The organism is Nostoc sp. ChiQUE02, assembly GCF_034531305.2.
In the GTDB taxonomy this organism is placed as follows: domain Bacteria; phylum Cyanobacteriota; class Cyanobacteriia; order Cyanobacteriales; family Nostocaceae; genus Nostoc.
In genome coordinates this window covers 132,214-150,607 of record NZ_JAVRBN020000017.1, presented here as the reverse complement: position 1 = coordinate 150,607, position 18,394 = coordinate 132,214, and the positions used below count along the sequence as shown (strand labels likewise).

Annotated in this window: 16 protein-coding genes; 3 read left to right on the top strand and 13 right to left on the bottom strand. The window is 43.8% G+C overall.

Features of this window, described 5'->3' with window-relative positions; all coding sequences use genetic code 11:
• Nucleotides 1-254 precede the first annotated feature (254 nt).
• The 10 genes from psb34 to RM347_RS19075 form a co-directional block, all read right to left on the bottom strand.
• On the bottom strand, nucleotides 255-425 hold the full coding sequence (gene psb34 / locus RM347_RS19120) for a photosystem II assembly protein Psb34 (RefSeq protein ID WP_194040917.1): 171 nt from the start codon (nucleotides 423-425) through the stop codon (nucleotides 255-257).
• Nucleotides 426-565: 140 nt separating this feature from the next.
• Nucleotides 566-808 (bottom strand): hypothetical protein, encoded by a 243-nt coding sequence (locus RM347_RS19115; protein ID WP_428850578.1) that lies wholly within the window; start codon nucleotides 806-808, stop codon nucleotides 566-568.
• Nucleotides 809-907: 99 nt separating this feature from the next.
• Nucleotides 908-2,539 (bottom strand): mucoidy inhibitor MuiA family protein, encoded by a 1,632-nt coding sequence (locus RM347_RS19110; RefSeq protein ID WP_322717858.1) that lies wholly within the window; start codon nucleotides 2,537-2,539, stop codon nucleotides 908-910.
• A 107-nt stretch (nucleotides 2,540-2,646) separates the two neighbouring features.
• Nucleotides 2,647-3,588 carry a LysR family transcriptional regulator gene (locus RM347_RS19105; RefSeq protein ID WP_322717857.1) on the bottom strand — a complete coding sequence of 314 codons (942 nt, stop codon included), beginning with the start codon at nucleotides 3,586-3,588 and terminating at the stop codon, nucleotides 2,647-2,649.
• A gap of 252 nt (nucleotides 3,589-3,840) precedes the next feature.
• A complete protein-coding gene (locus RM347_RS19100) occupies nucleotides 3,841-4,629 on the bottom strand; it encodes a BMC domain-containing protein (protein WP_322717856.1) in 789 nt (262 codons plus the stop codon).
• Nucleotides 4,630-4,676: 47 nt separating this feature from the next.
• Nucleotides 4,677-5,459 carry a transferase gene (locus RM347_RS19095; RefSeq protein WP_322717855.1) on the bottom strand — a complete coding sequence of 261 codons (783 nt, stop codon included), beginning with the start codon at nucleotides 5,457-5,459 and terminating at the stop codon, nucleotides 4,677-4,679.
• Between the two features lie 158 nt (nucleotides 5,460-5,617).
• Nucleotides 5,618-7,618 carry a ribulose bisphosphate carboxylase small subunit gene (locus RM347_RS19090; RefSeq protein WP_322717854.1) on the bottom strand — a complete coding sequence of 667 codons (2,001 nt, stop codon included), beginning with the start codon at nucleotides 7,616-7,618 and terminating at the stop codon, nucleotides 5,618-5,620.
• A 95-nt stretch (nucleotides 7,619-7,713) separates the two neighbouring features.
• Complete coding sequence (locus RM347_RS19085; RefSeq protein WP_322717853.1) at nucleotides 7,714-8,016, bottom strand: EutN/CcmL family microcompartment protein; 303 nt, start codon at nucleotides 8,014-8,016, stop codon at nucleotides 7,714-7,716.
• A gap of 5 nt (nucleotides 8,017-8,021) precedes the next feature.
• Complete coding sequence (locus RM347_RS19080) at nucleotides 8,022-8,366, bottom strand: carbon dioxide-concentrating mechanism protein CcmK (RefSeq protein ID WP_010995041.1); 345 nt, start codon at nucleotides 8,364-8,366, stop codon at nucleotides 8,022-8,024.
• Nucleotides 8,367-8,458: 92 nt separating this feature from the next.
• Nucleotides 8,459-8,767 carry a carbon dioxide-concentrating mechanism protein CcmK gene (locus RM347_RS19075; protein ID WP_190891121.1) on the bottom strand — a complete coding sequence of 103 codons (309 nt, stop codon included), beginning with the start codon at nucleotides 8,765-8,767 and terminating at the stop codon, nucleotides 8,459-8,461.
• 669 nt (nucleotides 8,768-9,436) lie between these two features.
• On the opposite strand from RM347_RS19075, the gene RM347_RS19070 reads away from it, so the two are divergent.
• The 3 genes from RM347_RS19070 (at nucleotide 9,437) to RM347_RS19060 (ending at nucleotide 14,224) form a co-directional block, all read left to right on the top strand.
• A complete protein-coding gene (locus RM347_RS19070; protein ID WP_322717852.1) occupies nucleotides 9,437-11,293 on the top strand; it encodes an NAD(P)H-quinone oxidoreductase subunit F in 1,857 nt (618 codons plus the stop codon).
• Between the two features lie 96 nt (nucleotides 11,294-11,389).
• Complete coding sequence (locus RM347_RS19065) at nucleotides 11,390-12,895, top strand: NADH-quinone oxidoreductase subunit M (RefSeq protein WP_322717851.1); 1,506 nt, start codon at nucleotides 11,390-11,392, stop codon at nucleotides 12,893-12,895.
• Between the two features lie 198 nt (nucleotides 12,896-13,093).
• Nucleotides 13,094-14,224 (top strand): CO2 hydration protein, encoded by a 1,131-nt coding sequence (locus RM347_RS19060; protein ID WP_322717850.1) that lies wholly within the window; start codon nucleotides 13,094-13,096, stop codon nucleotides 14,222-14,224.
• A 17-nt stretch (nucleotides 14,225-14,241) separates the two neighbouring features.
• Here RM347_RS19060 and RM347_RS19055 read toward each other — a convergent pair whose 3' ends face one another.
• From RM347_RS19055 to petH, 3 genes are all read right to left on the bottom strand, one after another.
• Nucleotides 14,242-14,943 (bottom strand): Uma2 family endonuclease, encoded by a 702-nt coding sequence (locus tag RM347_RS19055; RefSeq protein ID WP_322717849.1) that lies wholly within the window; start codon nucleotides 14,941-14,943, stop codon nucleotides 14,242-14,244.
• A gap of 162 nt (nucleotides 14,944-15,105) precedes the next feature.
• A complete protein-coding gene (locus tag RM347_RS19050; protein WP_322717848.1) occupies nucleotides 15,106-16,392 on the bottom strand; it encodes a homoserine dehydrogenase in 1,287 nt (428 codons plus the stop codon).
• A gap of 176 nt (nucleotides 16,393-16,568) precedes the next feature.
• On the bottom strand, nucleotides 16,569-17,915 hold the full coding sequence (gene petH / locus RM347_RS19045; protein ID WP_322717864.1) for a ferredoxin--NADP reductase: 1,347 nt from the start codon (nucleotides 17,913-17,915) through the stop codon (nucleotides 16,569-16,571).
• Between the last annotated feature and the right edge of the window lie 479 nt (nucleotides 17,916-18,394).

Sequence of the window (18,394 nt, the reverse complement as noted above, 5' to 3'; positions counted from 1 at the left end):
CTTGAAATTTAATTCTTAATTCTTTTCTTTTTACTTTTTACTTTTACCTTTTGACTTACTAGCCCCTGCCTCCACAGCGATAGGATATTTTTTTAGTTGGAAGTCCCATAGAGCGATCGCTGTTATTTTACAACGCAATATATCACTCGCCGTTTGGAATGCATAAAACACAAAAAACCCCGGCTAAATTAGCCGAGGTAAAGTCGAGAAGTGAGATTAACGATGAGATACAGTGATACCGAAATCAAAAAATCTTAACTAACGCTAAAACCAACCAAAACTAAAGCGGTAACGATTAAAGTTGCAAAAAGACCTTGCAAAACGTATTTACGTTGTTCCCAAATTGCTGGGTACTCAGCGTAGTACATCTTGGGTTCAGCTGCGTAGTTGTTGAGAATGCCGTCTTCGTTAGTGGTGGTGTACATAGTTTTTTCTCTTCTTTGTTTACTTATGTAACTAAATTTAACAGTTTTGTTACAAATCGTCAACAGGGCTTGACAAAAAAAAGACTGATGCTACACATAAATCTGACTTATCAGCGGTGAGGGATTCTGGCAAAGCGGTTTTAGCCAGCAAAAGCCGGAGGGTACAACGCACCGCAAGAAATCAAATAAAGACGGTGCGTTAACGAAGTAACACACTCTACTGGCGTGGCACAGCTAAAATGATGCATCAAGCGTAGGTTGGGTTGAGCAACGCGAAACCCAACATTCATCGGGGTGTTGGGTCTTATACTTCGCTGCGCGACGCTGACGCGAAGGAGCCAACCGACAAAATTTCTTGCACAAATTTTAAGTAAGCTTGCCACGCCACTACTAAATATTGGAGAATTTATCGAGTAAGGCAGGAGCAGCAGCAAAACTGCCCTTTGCCTCCTGCTTCTCCCTCCTTCAATTTTTGGGATTTTCTAAATATCTAACCCAACTACCATTAAGTCAGGTGGATGTTCAACATTAAACTGGTAATATACCTCTCGCCGCTCTTGGGGTGGAAGAGTTAACTGCCATTCTAAAATCCCCATTTCACCAAGTTGAATTTGTGGGTTGCTGCGACTGAGGCGTACTTTAATTTGCTCGTTGCGGCTAACTGGCAGTTGTTCAGTTAGTTTCAGATTTACTTCTTTGTCGAGTAAGTTAGTAATTATTAACCGATAACTATAAGTAATGCGGCGTTGGTTGCTAATTAATCTTTTATCTACCAGACGTTCAACTAAGTCGCGCTCAATTTTTAAACCTTCATCAATCCCTAAGTTCAGTTTGAACTCTTGTCCTGGTGCAATATTCTCTAACTGAGTTGTCCCAATAAAAACGTTGTCGCGGAAAATATTCGCTTTGCCTGGTAACAAAGCCGCACCGTTGGGATTATTTTTCACATTCGCTTGTAGATAAGCAAAACTTACCAAGCGCGGCATTGCTACATAATCGAAGCTACAAGGATAATCATCGTTGAAAATCGTAGTTTTATGGGGTGCGCCATCACTGGGAATGTTACCGCCACTATTCAATTTAAAGGTAACTACACTCCCTTCTTTGGATACTTCTGCTGTAACGGTTTCTGCTGGGATAAGACTATCCTCTGTAACTTCGTCTTGTTCTTGCCAATCCGTTCTGGCAGCAGAAGCAGATGGCTCTGGGATGCTAGGCAGCAGTGGTGGCTGGGCAGTAAATCGGTGTCGTTGTAACAGTTGTGGACGTGGGGCATCAATATACCAAGGTTCAAGTTTGGGTGGAAGTGTACCTAATCCCGGTTTAGCGGTAGAAAGGGTGAGATTTGCACCAATCCAATCTTCACCAGTACTTTGGGTAATTTCTGCAAGGTAACTCAGATGTACAATATCGCTGGTAGTGCTAAAGCGCAAGTCATAAAAGGGAGTCCAACTAGCGCGATTTACTAAGTATGATATCTCTAATTCAAATTCGCCTTCACCCGCTACTTCAACTGCCACAACTAAGTTAAAACTCTCTTTAGGATGGGGTGTTTGGATTTTTTGCAGTGAGGTGTGGAGTGCTTGCAGTTGTTTGTCTAATTCCTGCTGTTGGGTTTTGCACTCTCCGGATGCGATCGCATACTCACTATACTGGCTTCCGATAAAGTTTAAGAAATCCAAAGTTTCGCTAAGGCTGAGATTTTTCCGAGACAAACTCTGGGAAAAGGGTTCTTCTGTTTTTTCACGTAAGCCGGCGATAAAACTAGACTGTAATGATAAAGCATCCACTTGAGCTTGCAGGTGGCGTTTTTCTGATTCTAATTGCTGAATTTGCCTAGTTAAATGTGCGACTCGCTCCGCTACAGGTTCAGTAGTGTAAATGCGATCGCTACTAACTCCCAGCAAGCGCACTCCGACTGTTCCTGTACCGCTAACCCTGACAGACTCAGTTTCTAGAGTCACTGGCACCGGAGTAATTACTAATTCCTGTTCAATTCCTGTTAAATAAACTACACCCCGCCGTGTAACCAGTGCTCTGTCAGCGTACACGGTAACAGCTACAATCTCGCTTTGTACTGTTTTGCGCCAAGACGGTATTTCCGGGTTAACCACTGCCAGTTTTCCCCCATTTTTAATGATTCTGCTGGTTAATTGTCAATGTTTCCCGGTCTAACCGTCAACCCCTTTAGGTAATTCGTAATTCATAATTACGAATTATTTTACCCGTGAATTGGTTCAAGCGTACTAGAAGTAGTATCAGCCTTTTGCTCAACAATATTTTTTGCCGCAGCTAGTAGATACTCATAATAAGCACGAGCAACAATAGATAGCTGCTTGCCAGATGGGTAAACCATGTACCAATTTCGCTGAATGGGAAAGTGTTGTACATCTAAAATGCTGAACTGTGGCGCATCTAATAGTAAGGTATGACGAGATAAAACAGAAATTCCTAAACCACCTACGATCGCTTGTTTAATTGCTTCATTACTTCCCAATTCTAGCTTGACTTTTACTGTTACCCCTTGTTCTTCAAATAGCTTTTGGACGGCGCGACGAGTTCCTGAACCTGGTTCCCGCATAATAAAAGGTTCGTTCGACAAACGTTGTATAGGAATATTTTTTTCCTTGGACAACGGATGATTATTCGGTGCAAAGACTATCAAAGGGTTTTCTAAAAATGGTTCACAAGTCACATCTATAGTGTCTGGAATTTGACTCATAATATATAAGTCGTCCAGATTCTGACTCATCCGTTCTAAAATTTGTTCGTGATTCGTCACTTGTAGCGAGATATCAATCCCTGGATAAAGTTCGCAAAAGGGCCCTAACAAACGTGGGATAAAATATTTAGCTGTTGTAATCACTGCCAAGCGTAATTGTCCCTGTTTTAGCCCTTTTAAATCTGCTACCTTCATTTCATACTGGGCTATATTGTCAAAAATCTGCCGACAAGTGGTAAATAATTCCCGTCCTGCTTCTGTCAAATACAACCGCTTCCCCACTTGCTCAAATAATGGCAACCCTACCGATTTTGTGAGTTGCTTAATCTGCATAGAAACGGTAGGTTGGGTGAGAAACAATTCTTCAGCAGCGCGAGTAAAGCTACTGTGTCGTGCCGCCGCCTCGAACACCTTTAACTGGTGCAGCGTCGCTTGGTTCAAGGGTGATTCTCCTGTAAATAGCGATTCATAGATATAAAACTAGTATTGCTGAACACTGGCAAATGATATACCAATGCTCACAGAAAGTTACGAGTTTTATTATAGATAAAACTCTATTATTTATATTAATATAAAGGTATTTAAATTATGGATTTAAGAAGCTATTATCAGAACAGCAAAAGCGTAAGATGCCTTCCATCTAAACGATGAGTGTTGAATGCTGAATGTAGATTTTCTACAATTCATCATTCATCATTCATCATTCCATAATTCTTCTTTAACTTTTGTAGGTAGCTTGGTTAAATCTGGTAATCTTAGTACCTCGATTTCGGCAACTTGTTCTTTAATATTCACTGGCAAGTTTAACGGTTCGCGTTCTTCTATCCAGCAACTTGCTAATGGCAAGGTTTGCTCCATTTCATCCAGCGGTCGAGGAATTACCATCACTGCATTCAATTCCCCAATGCGTTCTGCCTCAAACATTCCCGCTTCCACTGCTACCGCCACATTTGCTACGGAACCACGAATAATGGCTGTACACAAACCCGCACCAATTTTTTCATAGGCTGCCAAATGAACATCAGCAGCTTTGAGCATGGCATCACACGCTCCTACCATCGCTGGAAATCCTCGCGTTTCTACCAAACCAATTGCTTGATTACTCAGACGGCTGTAATTGCCCTCCTCCATCAATTTCGTGAAACGGGTTGTGATGGGAAGCACTATATCTAGATTGGGATAAGGTCGGGGAATCACCAAACTAGAAACCAACTGACCAAACTGTTCAGCCGTTTGCACACCTGATTCTACCGCCAGACGCACGTCAGCAATTCCACCCCGGACGATCGCAGTACAATGACCACTGCCAATTTTTTCATACCCAACTAGGTGAACTCCGGCTGACTTCAGCATCATATCAGCTGTACCAACTATCGCTGGAAAGCTGCGTGTAGAAACTAAACCCAAAGCAGTATCCTGAAAGGTATCTTGACTACTCGCTCCTTGGATGGTACGAATAGACCGTTGATTGTATGTTTCCATGTGAATTCTCCAAAATACGGAAAAAGCCGACAACTTACAATTAACACTTACTCGGACTGATCGTCAGAGTTTGGGTCGCTCAAGGATTGTCTATGAGGAAACAATGTGGTCAACAGTCTGCTTATGCTCCCTTGTCCATAAATTTGAGTCCCAAAACCGTTAGGGGATTCTGCGACTGGCTGACTGGGGTCTGAGCTATGTTCTGTAGACGGTTTAGCGGCTTCGCCCAAGGTGGAGTCAGCATTATTGGCCGGTTCCTCCACGGGAAGAGACTGACTTTCTGGAGTTGTGGGAGATTTAAAGTAAGAGATCGACTTGTTTTGTTTGAAATCCACAAAAGCCGAAGCTGAGAAGTTCGTTGAGGAAATTACCTTTTCCTTAACTCCACCTAAGCCATTTTCCTCTTCCTTCTGCGGCGGCACACTTGTAGAAGTTGGGTTATTTGTAGATGGTTCCAGTTGCTTTGTTTGGGCAATCTTACGACTGGTGTCTCCTAGAATTGAACCCGGTGGTACTACTTGCCCAGGTTCAACCGAATAGTTAAAAACTGTTGTCGCTGAACCAATGCAAGCATTTGCTCCAATTTTGCCATTGCCAACCATCAAAAAACCGGCTCCTAGGTTTGCGCCTGCTTCTACCTCTAGGGTTCCTTCATGAACTTGGAGAATTGCTCCCATACCAATACAGACCCCTGGCCCAATGATGATTTTGCTGTTTACAGCCGCTTGGAGGATCACCCCAGGTGCAAGTACCGCGCTTGGATGAATAGTCACCTCACCACTAATGTAAGAATCAAAGTTGTTGCTGAGGCGCAGTGGCGGCACAGACATGGAAATTTTAACCTCGGAAGCCGGAGTGGGGAATGGGGAACTCGGTACCCCCTCTGGGGATAAGGGGCAATGGGGAATGGGGAGTGGAGAGTGGTAGATATTAAAATTTCCTATTCCCTACTCCCTAGTACAGACGCGATTAATCGCGTCTCTCTCTACTATGGTCGTTGAATAATCGTTTCCAATACCCGACGCTTGGCTTTGGGGTCAATACCAATTAAACGCACATATTCCCCTTGGTATTCGCCGAGCTGTTTTTCTACGGCTGCGATCGCTTCTCTTTCTGAAGAGGCTTGAATTTGACCAGTACTAGTCCAGGAACCAGTCCGGAACCGCCGTTGATCTACGTGTTCTATGCTAATTTTAGAGCCGCCAGCCAATAATTGCCGGAGTTGGCCTACTACTTCAGTACTCAAGCGGGTAGTGGTAGCTGTTGCTGTTGCTGTTGCAGAGGGTGCTGCACTAGTAGTAAATGATTTCTGACTGTCAGAGGAGGCTACTTGACCATTTGGACGTTGGATAATAGTCTCTAATACCCGCCGTTTGGCTTTAGGGTCAATCCCAATTAAGCGCACATATTCCCCTGGGTATTCGCCGAGCTGTCTTTCTACGGCTGCGATCGCTTCTCTTTCTGAGGAGGCTTGAATTTGACCGGTACTAGTCCAGGAACCTGTACGGAAGCGCCGTTGATCTACGTGCTCAAGGCTAATTTTTGAGCCGCTAGCCAATAAGTGCCGGAGTTGGTCTACTACTTCAGAACTCAAGCGGTTACTGGTAGCTGTTGCTGTTGCAGAGGGTGCTGCACTAGTAGTAAATGATTTCTGACTACCAGAGGAAGCTACTTGACCATTTGGACGTTGGATAATGCTTTCTAATACCCGCCGTTTGGCTTTGGTATCAATGCCGATTAAACGCACATACTCGCCTTGATGGCTTGCTATACATTCTTCCAAGGCGGAAATTACTTGATTTGTGGAAGTTGCTTCAATTGGCTGGCAACTAGTCCAGGAACCAGTACGGAAACGACGCTCATCTACGTGTTCCATACCAATTTTGTAACCACCTGCCAATAGTTGGCGGATTTGCTCTAGAGTTTCGCCACTGACTTTGCCACTGCTAGAACCGTTACCGTTACCATTACTGCTGCTGTAATTGCTATTGCCACGACTAGCCGGAGCCTTAAAATTGGTAGCTGTTTTAGCATCACTATCTGGACGTTGGATGACGGTTTCTAGCACACGGCGTCTATCTTTGTCAATACCAAACAGTCGGACATATTCGCCGCTATGGTCTTTTAGACAGCTTTCTAATGCTGCGATCGCTTCACCGATGGATCTCGGTTCAATTGGCTGACAACTAGTCCAAGAACCCGTGCGGAACCGTCTTTGATCCACGTGTTCCGTACCAATTTTATACCCTTGTTCCAATAGATAGCGTAACTGATCTATTGTTTCTGCACCCAAGCTATTGCTCGACACTTCACTACTCCTTTCCAACTCTAAGACAGTAATACCATTACCTGTATAAGATTTAGCAATTTCATCCCGAATGGGTGCTATACATTTGTTATCCGCAGCACAGAGATAACCCGCTCGTAATGCCTGATTAATTCCAACCACATGATGAGCAAATTCCTTATCTTGATCTTGCACATCTGGCAAGCGGTCAGCTTGTTGCTGGCTGGTAATTATCGCTCCCGAAGGTACATACTTACCTGAGGGAATCTCTACGTCTTGAATTAAAGCGTGCATCATCACGATGCAACCTGCACCCACCCTGGCATTAAACACCGTAGAGCGAAAGCCAATAAAGGAATTATCCCCTACATAAGCTGGCCCGTGAATTAGAGCCATGTGGGTAATGCAAGTGTTTTTACCAATCCATACAGAGTATTGGTTTTGGTCATCACCAATTACTCGACCTTGCTCTAACCCATGAATGACCACACCATCTTGAATATTGGTGTTTTCACCAAGATAAAAAGGTGTGCCTTCATCCGCTCTAATCGTAGTCCCCGGAGCAACGATTACATTTGCACCTATTTGTACATCCCCAATCAGATTGGAGAATGAATGTACAAAGGCAGTTTCATGGATTTTGGGTTCAGCTAAATTCCTTGACCACGGGGTTGGGGGTGCCGCCGTGCTGCGGACTGCCATCGCGAGATTCCTCCTGTATTGTCTGTCATCAGTCATTTGTCCTTTGCCTTTTGTCGAGAGCTAATGACTAATGACTAATGACCAATGACTAATGACTATCGATATTGATCTTTTTTGCTGTAAATGAGGCGGTCTTCAACGTGAATGGTATCTATGATCGCCACCACTACTGCATCTAATGGACGTTGTTCATTTCCAAGAACTTGACGAGCAGCACTGCCACGACTGACAAGTACCCACTCATCTACTCCTGCTCCCACACTATCTGCTGCTACCTCGTATTCTGGCAGGATATTTCCGTCTTCATCCACTAATTGTAACAACAGTAGTTTTACACCTCTGAGACTTGGATCTTTTTGTGTGCTAACTACTGTGCCGCGAACTTTGGCAACTTGCATTCAAATTACGGTCTTCTGCCGAAAGGACGAATTGCATTCACATTTTCGCGGAATTGCTCTACGTCTTCGGTATAACGAATTGGCAGGACGTATTCCAAGTTTTCGTGAGGACGAGCAATAATATGAGTAGACAGCACTTGTCCACCATTGACTCGCTTTACAGATTCAACTCCTGCGGCCACAGAAGCTTGCACTTCTGAAACGTCACCCCGGACAATCACCGTCACCCGACCACTACCGATTTTTTCATACCCGACTAGGGTGACGCGGGCAGCTTTCACCATTGCATCAGCAGCTTCCACCACTGCTGGAAAGCCTAGCGTTTCAACCATTCCCACTGCAATTGACATTAGTTTTAATCCCTATTTCAAAGTTTTTAGCCCTGGACAAAAGTGTTGCTCAATCAAGTAAAGAGCGTTAATTACTTTGTTTAAACAGCTTTTTAAGTACGGAATTGTTCCACAGCTTCTGTGTAACGTATCGGTAAGACGTATTCCAGGTTTTCGTGAGGACGAGCAATGATATGAGTGGATAACACTTCACCACCGTTGACTCTTTTCGCCGCTTCAACTCCCGCTGCTACAGAAGCTTGAACTTCCGATACATCTCCCCTAACGATCACGGTGACACGAGCGCTACCAATTTTTTCATAGCCTACTAAAGTGACACGGGCGGCTTTCACCATCGCATCAGCAGCTTCCACTACTGCTGGAAAGCCCTTCGTTTCAATCATCCCAACTGCAATTGGCATCGCAGAACTCCTACAAAATGGATCTAATCAGTACTGTTGTTTGAAATTTTTGACGGGGAGAGCTTATCTTAGAGCTAAGAAAACACTTCCAAATTAAGCATAGGAAAGCTTGGCGTCCCTGGCAATATAAATTACTATAATAGTTTATGATAAGAAAGTTTTAAAAAACTTAACAAAAATTTATCTGTGCTTCTGGGCAATTAAAGTTGATAGATTCCTAGAGCGGCCACTTATGCTTTATAATTTCTTTATTACATTTACAAAACGACATTCATAACCAAGGCTAATCCTATCTGGCGAGGGTTAAGCAGCGGCTGTATGTTTTGCTGTATCTATCTTTGCTGCAATATTACTATATGTACAAGGACTAGGTGAAAAGTATATAATTTTTTCAAATATATCCTATAAAGGACTTTGCTCAAAGTAGAAATACAAATGTAAAAAGGTCGGTGATGCTAAGGCAAGTAAATGCTTTTACTTATGTAAAGTTATATTTTACCTTATGTTTAATAGAGTAAGGTTAAGTAAAAGTACCTCCTGGAATTTAGTTGAAACAATAGTAAAAAAAACATCAGTGTTTTGGTAAATTAATCTTATTAGATATTATTAAATAAATAATTGTTTTGAAGTTTTTTTAAAATCAAGGCTGAGTCATCAAGGGAAATTTAAATGGATCAATTTCTATTTTCAACAAGTTGGTTTGTGCCTTTTTATAGCTTATTGGGCGCAATTTTGACCTTGCCGTGGGGAATAGGAATAATTCGGCGAACAGGTCCAAGACCTGCGGCATACTTCAACTTGTTGACGACTGTTTTAGCTTTTGTCCATAGCCTGTTTGTATTTAAAAGTATCTGGGATAGAGAACCGGTAAACTTACTAATCAATTGGTTCAAAGCAGCAGATTTAGACTTATCTTTTGCCCTAGAACTGTCGCCAGTGAGTATTGGGGCAACAGTTTTAATTACAGGGTTAAGCTTACTGGCACAAGTTTACGCTCTGGGTTACATGGAAAAGGACTGGTCGTTGGCGCGTTTTTTTGCGCTGCTGGGGTTTTTTGAAGCAGCGTTGAGTGGTCTAGCAATCAGTGATTCTTTGTTTCTCAGCTATGCCCTTTTGGAAGTCCTGACGCTTTCGACTTACTTGCTAGTGGGGTTCTGGTATGCTCAACCGCTAGTAGTAACGGCGGCGCGAGATGCGTTTTGGACTAAACGGGTGGGAGACTTGTTGCTGCTGATGGCTGTGGTGACACTTTCCACCTTAGCCGGGAGTTTGAACTTTTCGGATTTATATGAGTGGGCGCAAACAGCTAATTTAAGTCCAATGACATCGACGTTGCTAGGCTTGGCGTTAATTGCTGGGCCTGCTGGTAAATGTGCCCAATTTCCACTGCACCTGTGGTTAGATGAAGCAATGGAAGGGCCCAACCCTGCCTCGGTAATGCGGAATTCGTTGGTAGTCGCGGGTGGTGCTTATTTACTGTATAAATTTCAACCATTGTTAGCCCTGTCGCCAGTTGCGTTGAATGCCTTGGTAGTTATGGGAACGGTGACAGCGATTGGGGCCACATTAGTATCCATAGCTCAAATTGACATTAAGCGATCGCTATCTCATTCCACCAGTGCATACATGGGGTTAGTGTTTTTGGCCGTGGGGTTGCAGCAAGGGGGTGTGGCCTTGATGTTGCTGTTAACTCATGCGATCGCTAAAGCATTATTATTCATGAGTTCTGGTTCAGTAATCTTGACTACCCAAAGCCAAGACTTAACAGAAATGGGTGGTCTGTGGTCACGGATGCCAGCCACTACCACTGCCTTTGTAGTCGGTTCAGCTGGGATGGTAACACTACTACCACTGGGAAGCTTCTGGGCAATGTTAGCATGGGCTGACGGTTTCGTAAATATTAGCCCTTGGGTGATTGGGGTTTTAGTATTGGTCAATGGTTTGACAGCATTGAACTTGACCAGAGTATTTAGATTAGTGTTCTGGGGAAAACCGCAACCAAAGACCCGTCGCACGCCAGAAGTTGGTTGGCAGATGGCTTTGCCAATGGTGATTCTCACAGTGCTGACTCTGCTTGTGCCTGTGATGCTACAGCAATGGTACTTACTACCAGATTGGGAAAGTATTAATTGGTATGTGGCGTTAGCGTTGTTTGGTTCTACCGTGGTGGGCGTAGGTGTAGGGTGTACAGTTTATCTGCACAAAGCTTGGTCTAGATCGAGAATCTTGGCGTGGAGATTTCTGCAAGACTTGTTAGGTTATGATTTTTATATTGACCGAGTTTATCTTGTAACCGTGGTAAGTGTAGTAGCACTACTATCTAAAATTTCTGCTTGGAGCGATCGCTACTTGGTTGACGGTTTAGTAAACTTGGTTGGGTTTGCCACAATTTTCGGCGGACAAACTTTAAAGTACAGCATTTCTGGGCAATCTCAGGGCTATATGTTGACCATCCTAGCAGTTGTCAGCGTCCTGGGTTTTTTCATCAGCTGGTCACTGGGCTTACTAGATAAATTGCCTTTTTAAGCGAGTTATAAGTAGAGACGCGATTAATCGCGTCTCTGCAGGAGTTATTATTTTACTCCTCCTGCTCCCCCTGCTCCTCTTACCTAAATTCCGTCTATGCTTAGTGTTTTAATTCTAGTGCCGTTAATCGGCGCAGCTTTAATTGGTTTCTCGCCTTCTGGCATCAATGGGAAATTCGCCCGTGGGGTGGCTTTGGTCTTTGCCAGTATCGCTTTCTTATGGACGATTGTACTAGCAACTCAGTTTCATCCAGGAGAAATTACTCAACAGTTTGCTGAGTCTCTCCCTTGGATAGATGTTTTAGGCTTGAATTATAACCTTGGGATAGATGGTTTATCTTTGCCATTGCTGGTTTTAAATGCATTGTTAACTTGCATTGCCATTTACAGCAGTGATGAATCCCTACAGCGTCCTAAATTTTATTACTCTTTGATACTATTATTAAGTGCTGGGGTGACTGGAGCCTTTTTGGCACAGGATTTACTGCTATTTTTCCTGTTTTACGAATTGGAACTGATTCCGCTGTATCTGTTGATAGCTATTTGGGGTGGTGCCAAGCGGGGTTATGCTGCTACGAAATTCCTCATTTATACAGCCGTTTCGGGAATCCTAATTTTAGCAAGTTTCCTCGGCATGGTTTGGCTAAGTGGTTCCTCTAACTTTGCACTAGCAACCTTAAACGCTACAACTCTACCTCTAGCGACACAGCTTTTACTGCTAGCAGGAATTTTGATCGGTTTTGGGATTAAAATTCCCTTAGTTCCCTTCCATACTTGGTTGCCAGATGCTCACGTTGAAGCTTCCACACCGATTTCAGTGTTGTTGGCTGGGGTGCTATTGAAGTTGGGAACTTACGGCTTACTGCGGTTTGGCATGAACTTGTTACCAGAAGCTTGGAGTTATGTGGCTCCTTGGTTGGCAACTTGGGCAGTAGTAAGTGTGCTGTACGGTTCATCCTGCGCGATCGCTCAAACCGATATGAAAAAAATGGTAGCATACAGCTCCATTGGACACATGGGTTACGTTCTTTTAGCGGCGGCGGCTGCCACACCTTTAAGTGTGTTGGGTGCTGTGATGCAAATGATTAGCCACGGCTTGATTTCGGCAATGCTGTTTTTGCTGGTAGGGGTTGTGTATAAAAAAGCTGGAAGCCGTGATTTAGAAATTATCCAAGGATTGCTGAACCCAGAACGAGGTATGCCAGTAATCGGTAGCTTGATGATTGTCGGAGTCATGGCCAGCACTGGTATACCGGGAATGCTAGGGTTTATTTCCGAATTCATAGTTTATCGGGGAAGTTTTCCAGTTTTCCCAGTGCAAACCCTTTTATGTATGCTTGGTACAGGTTTAACAGCAGTTTACTTCTTAATTCTCGTCAACCGCGCCTTTTTTGGCCGCCTGTCTGCATCAGTTACCAACTTACCACGTGTGTATTGGAGCGATCGCATCCCAGCTGCAATTTTAGCTGTGCTGATTGTGATTTTCGGCATTCAACCTGCTTGGTTAGTCCGCTGGACTGAACCAACAATTACAGCAATGGTGAATACCCAAAACGTAGTAGTAGCAGTGTCCTTGGATAAAGCAATGGGGACTGGGGACTAGGGAATTAGGGACTAGGGACTTAAGGACTAGGGACTGGGGAAAACTTTTCCCCATACCAAATGCCCAATACAACTCTTGGAGAGGCTGCGCCCTAAGCGTAGCTATGCCGCAGGCTTTACGTCTTTGCTCAGTACAAGTGCCCAATGCCCAATGCCCAATGCCCAGTACCCCAATTCCTAAACTTTTTGGAGAGATGCAATGGTAACTATTAAAAAAAAAGCTACTCACAATCCCTTAGCTGAGTATATTGAACGTCTACAAAAAGGAGAAGCATTACTCCCTGATACTCCAGAAAATGTGCTGGAAGTAGTTGGTATTCTTAAAAGCTATGGCGTAGTTTTAGATGCTTACTCAAAAAATCTTAACTATATTGCCGAGCATCAGTTTTTAGTATTTTTCCCATTTTTTAAATACTTTAATGGAGAAATTTCTTTTCAGAAATTACTCCGCCACTGGTGGCATAACCGAATTAATTTTGAATATGCCGAGTATTGCATGAAAGGCATGATGTGGCACGGTGGCGGTGGACTAGATACGTATTTAGATACACAAGAATTTCAGGAGAGGGCACAAGCCGTTATCGCCGCAAAATTTAAAAATAATCCTCTCATTTCGGGTATTAACCAACTGTTTCCAGATTTCTTAACAGAACATTTGCGCGTCTCTGCTTACTACACTGGTTTAGGTCAATTCTGGCGAGTTATGGCTGATATGTTCCTCAACTTATCAGACCGCTACGACCGAGGCGAAATCAAATCGATTCCCCAAGTTGTAGACCATATTAAAGCAGGGTTAGTGGCAAATGCATCAAACCCAATTACCTACGCCGTCAAAATTCGGGATGAAGTCTATGAAATCATTCCTAAAAGCGTTGGTTTGACCTTCTTAGCAGATACAGCAATACCTTATGTAGAGGCAGTATTCTTCCGAGGAACTCCTTTCCACGGTACTGTTTCATACAACGCCCAAGGATATCAAATTCCCCCAGATCAAACTCGATTTCAATATGGCGCGTTGTATGCCGATCCTTTGCCTATAGGCGGCGCAGGTATTCCTCCCACCTTATTGATGCAAGATATGCGTCATTATCTTCCAGAGTATTTGCACGAAATTTATCGTCGTAGTCTTCGGGGTGAAGATGATTTGCGAGTCCAAATTTGCATAAGTTTCCAAAAATCGATGTTTTGCGTGACGACAGCAACGATTTTAGGACTGATGCCTTATCCTTTGGATACTAAAGATCCAAATGAACAAAAAGATAATCGAGTTTATTTAGAAAAGTGGATGAGTCGGTTACAAACTTCGCGGTTGCTGGATGTGAATAAATAGTTGATTTTTGTTCAAGATTATGCTTCTGGTTCAACGCCGAGCGATCGCAATTGAGCAGTCAAGCGATCGGCTCTTTCCTCACTAGTCAATAACAAATTACCTTGTGAATCCCACCAGCGTAGCCAAGGTAATTCCATATTGTAATATTGCCCCTGCCAAATTCCTAACTCAACTCCTAAAGGATGTATGGGATAATGTCCGCGTTCATTTGCTGTTAATAACTGATATTGTCCACCAATTAATTCATAAACTTCAACGCTGGCTTTATTCACTTCATAAATGCCGTAGAAGGGAGGACGAATCACCTGCTCATAAATCCAAAATTTCCCCTTCCAAGGAGTTTTATCTCGCTCCTCACTACCATCCCCGGAAACAAATTCCAATGCAATCAATGGGGCAATAAACTCTCGCCATAGTACATAAGACCTGCGCGTTTGTCCATTCAAAGTAGGTGGTACATTCCCTACATAAAACCAGTCTGGTGCTTCTGCGCCTTTTTCTGGAGGGTCAGTTATCCGCCAGTAGATACCGCTATCTTGTCCAATACAGTACTGCCCATCAGGATGACGTTTTTGCAATATCGGTTTAATCGAGTTTGTTAGGAGAATGCTTTGGGGATGTTCCTGAAAATTTTTCACGAATGTACCGTCAGATTCAGGAAGCTGCGTATGGTCGGGAAACGGGGTGAGGGCGGTGGATGGGTCGGTTGCAGAGGTCATAGGGCTGTCCTCGCGCTGGGGTGAAGTTTATTTTTTAGTTTAGCTTGCGTAGTTTACCAAGTTTTACTCACAGCTTGGTCTGTATAAGATGGAGCTTGTAATCCTTCGGTGTAATTAGAAATTGGAGCAAAGCGACTTGACGAGCCTTACTCCCGACTAACCTCAAAGTACACGCAGTAAGCTGGGAATGCTTTCGATCGCTTCTAAATTCCGAATTTCTTCCAAAGCTTGGCGAAAGTTGCCTTCCCGCACATCATGTGTAACAACCACAATCTCTGCAAGTTCCCCCTGAAAGCCAGTTTGGACAATTGACTCTAAGCTAACCCCATAATTTCCAAAGCAAGTCCCCAATTTACCGATAACTCCAGGTTGGTCATTCGTGAGGAAACGGGCGTAAAACCGAGTTATTAATTCTGCCATCGGCGCAATTTGGCAGTATTCCTGATGACCACAAGCTAATAATGGATTTGCAACTGCTGTATTGGTTTTGAGGACAGCAACTAAATTTAAAATATCTGATGTGACAGCACTGGCGGTTGCACCAGCACCAGCACCGGGGCCAAAAAACATTACTTGCCCGATGGGTTCTCCTTCGACAAGAATGGCATTGTAAACGCCGTTGATGCTAGCCAAAGGGTGGGCTTGAGGCACTAAGGTAGGATGAACTCTAACGGAGAGGGGAGATGAGGGAGTATCACGTTTAGCGATCGCTAACAATTTAATCACAAATCCCAATTTCTCGGCGTAGGCAATATCTGTCTTGCTCACTTGCCGAATGCCCTCAGTATATACATCTTGTAAGTTGATGCGTCCACCAAAGCCTAATGATGCCAGGATGGCAATTTTATCGGCTGCGTCTAAGCCATCGACATCGGCTGTAGGGTCAGCCTCAGCATAACCCAAACGCTGGGCATCAGCTAAGACATCGCTGAAGTTGCTGCCTTCTGTTTGCATCCGCGTCAGGATGTAGTTAGTTGTACCGTTAACGATACCCGTTACCGTGTGAATGCGGTTAACACTTAAAGACTGCTTTAGGGGTTGAATCACTGGAATCCCACCACCCACAGCGGCTTCCAACATGACATATACGCCAGCTTGATTGGCAGTTGTAAAAATTTCTGCTCCAAAGCGGGCGATCGCTGCTTTATTAGCAGTGACTACATGCTTACCATTACTTAAGGCTTTGAGGATGAGCGATCGCGCCGGCTCCAGCCCACCCATCACCTCGACAACTATATCTACCGCCGGATCGTTGACAATTGATTCTAAATCTGTCGTTAATACTTCCGCAGGCAATTCTACTGCACGGGGTTTATCGAGCGATCGCACTCCCACCCGATAGATTTCTATTTCTTGCAACAAAGGATGACGCCCAATCCTATCTTGCAACAGCTGCACTGTCCCCGTTCCCACGGTGCCTAATCCGAGTATTCCTAGTTTCACACCCACAATTTTTGCACCCAATTTCACCAATAACAATTGTAGGTAGAGCGTTTGCCCTACCTACTGATTATCCTTCTTCCTTTGTCATTTGTCTTACCCTTCGGGAAGCCGCCCTCCGGGCGTCTACGTCCTTCGCCCCTTGTCTAAAACTAATGACCAATGACTAATGACCAATGACTAACTTAGTAAGTTTCTACGTGCCAGCGACCGGCTTTCTTGAGTTGCTTCTGGTAATCACTCCAGGTTACGCCTTCCTTAGCAGCAGCAGCAGTTAAGGCTGCATCAATACCTTCTTCCATACCGCGCAAACCGCAGATGTAGGTGTGGGTTTTTTCATTTTTAATCAACTGCCACAATTCATCAGCATGTTCCGCTACGCGGTCTTGGATATACATTCTACCGCCTTGGGGATTTTTCTGTTCGCGGCTGATAGCAGCAGTGAGGCGGAAGTTATCAGGATATTTTTGTTGAATTTCTTCCAGTTCTTCCTTATATAAAAGGTTTGGAGTTGTAGGTACGCCAAATATTAGCCAAGAGAATCCTTTAAATTGGTATTCTGGGTTAGCCGCTCTTTCCGCATCTTTAAACTGACGCCACAAGTAAGCCCGCATCGGCGCAATACCTGTTCCAGTAGCCATCATGATGACATTAGCATCAGGGTCATTGGGTAACAACATTTCCTTACCCACAGGCCCTGTAATTTTTACCTCTTCCCCTGGCTTGAGGAAACACAGGTGCGTAGAGCAAACACCGTAGACTGTTTCGCCAGTTTCTGGGTGCTTGTACTCCAACTGGCGGACACAGAGTGATACTGTTTTATCATCCACATCATCGCCATGACGAGTTGAGGCGATGGAATATAGTCTGAGTTTTTCCGGCTTGCCGTTCTTGTCCAATCCTGGCGGAATAATCCCAATACTTTGACCTTCTATATACTTCAAATTACTGCCAGATAAGTCAAATTTAAGGTGTTGAACAATACCAATACCACCTTCTTTGACTAGTGGTTCATTAGATATTACCTTGCCAATAAACGGAGCATTGGGACGGTAAGTATTAACAGGAACGTCACCGTGGTCTTTTTTGGCTTTCGCTTGAGTCATGGTGTTGCCTTTCTTGTCCTTGTTCTTGAGCTGTTCTTCAGCTGATGATTTAGCGAAGCCTTTAGCTTCACTATCAGCATTTACAGGTGTGGCTTTACCATTCCCTTTACTGTTAGCAGTTTCCCCAGATATCGCTAACTCGCTGACAACGCTTGTAGCATTCTCAAGTGAGGCTTTACCATTAACTGTCTCTAGAGCAGTTACGGGTTGGATGCTAACAATTGTGCCGCCTAGACGAGTGATACGTCGCATTTCTTGATTCATGCGGTTATAAGGCACTCTGATGAACACACTGCCACTTTTCCGAATTGGGTAGTTAGTTTGATCAGTTTCTTCACTCTGACGCAAACCCACTACTTCATAAAGGAAGACGCGGCTACCTAATTCTGTGTTGGCAGCACCCTCAACAGCACCTTGATTGTACATTCGTTCTACCACTCCGATAATTTACTTAACCGTTTTTCAAAAAAAAACTATTCCCATCCCATGCCAGCTTTAGTTTACCGGATTTTCGTTTCACAAAACTGGCTCTGAAGGAAAAACGGCATCATTAAATTAATGCCTTGCTAAGTACACTCACCAAAGACATGCAGGCATAGCAAAAAACACACCTGTTCACCTTCTAAGGTAAAGGATAAGTCTTGTGGAGAATGTTAATAATGAGTCAATTTAATCTTTTTTTCGTTAACTACCACCCCCATTAGGGAGATAGCTTTTTACCTTACTACCAACGAGCAACCCACAATAGCAGATATTTTCGGAGGACTGCTTTGATTGGTGGAAGCTACCGCTCAGTTTCCCTCCAAAAGTTGCTGTTGTGCTTGCATACTCCAAGGGTTTAAATGGGAGAATGCCAATCCCGGAAGGTTTTCTTCTGATTGGTTTTACTTCTCCAAATCTACTAC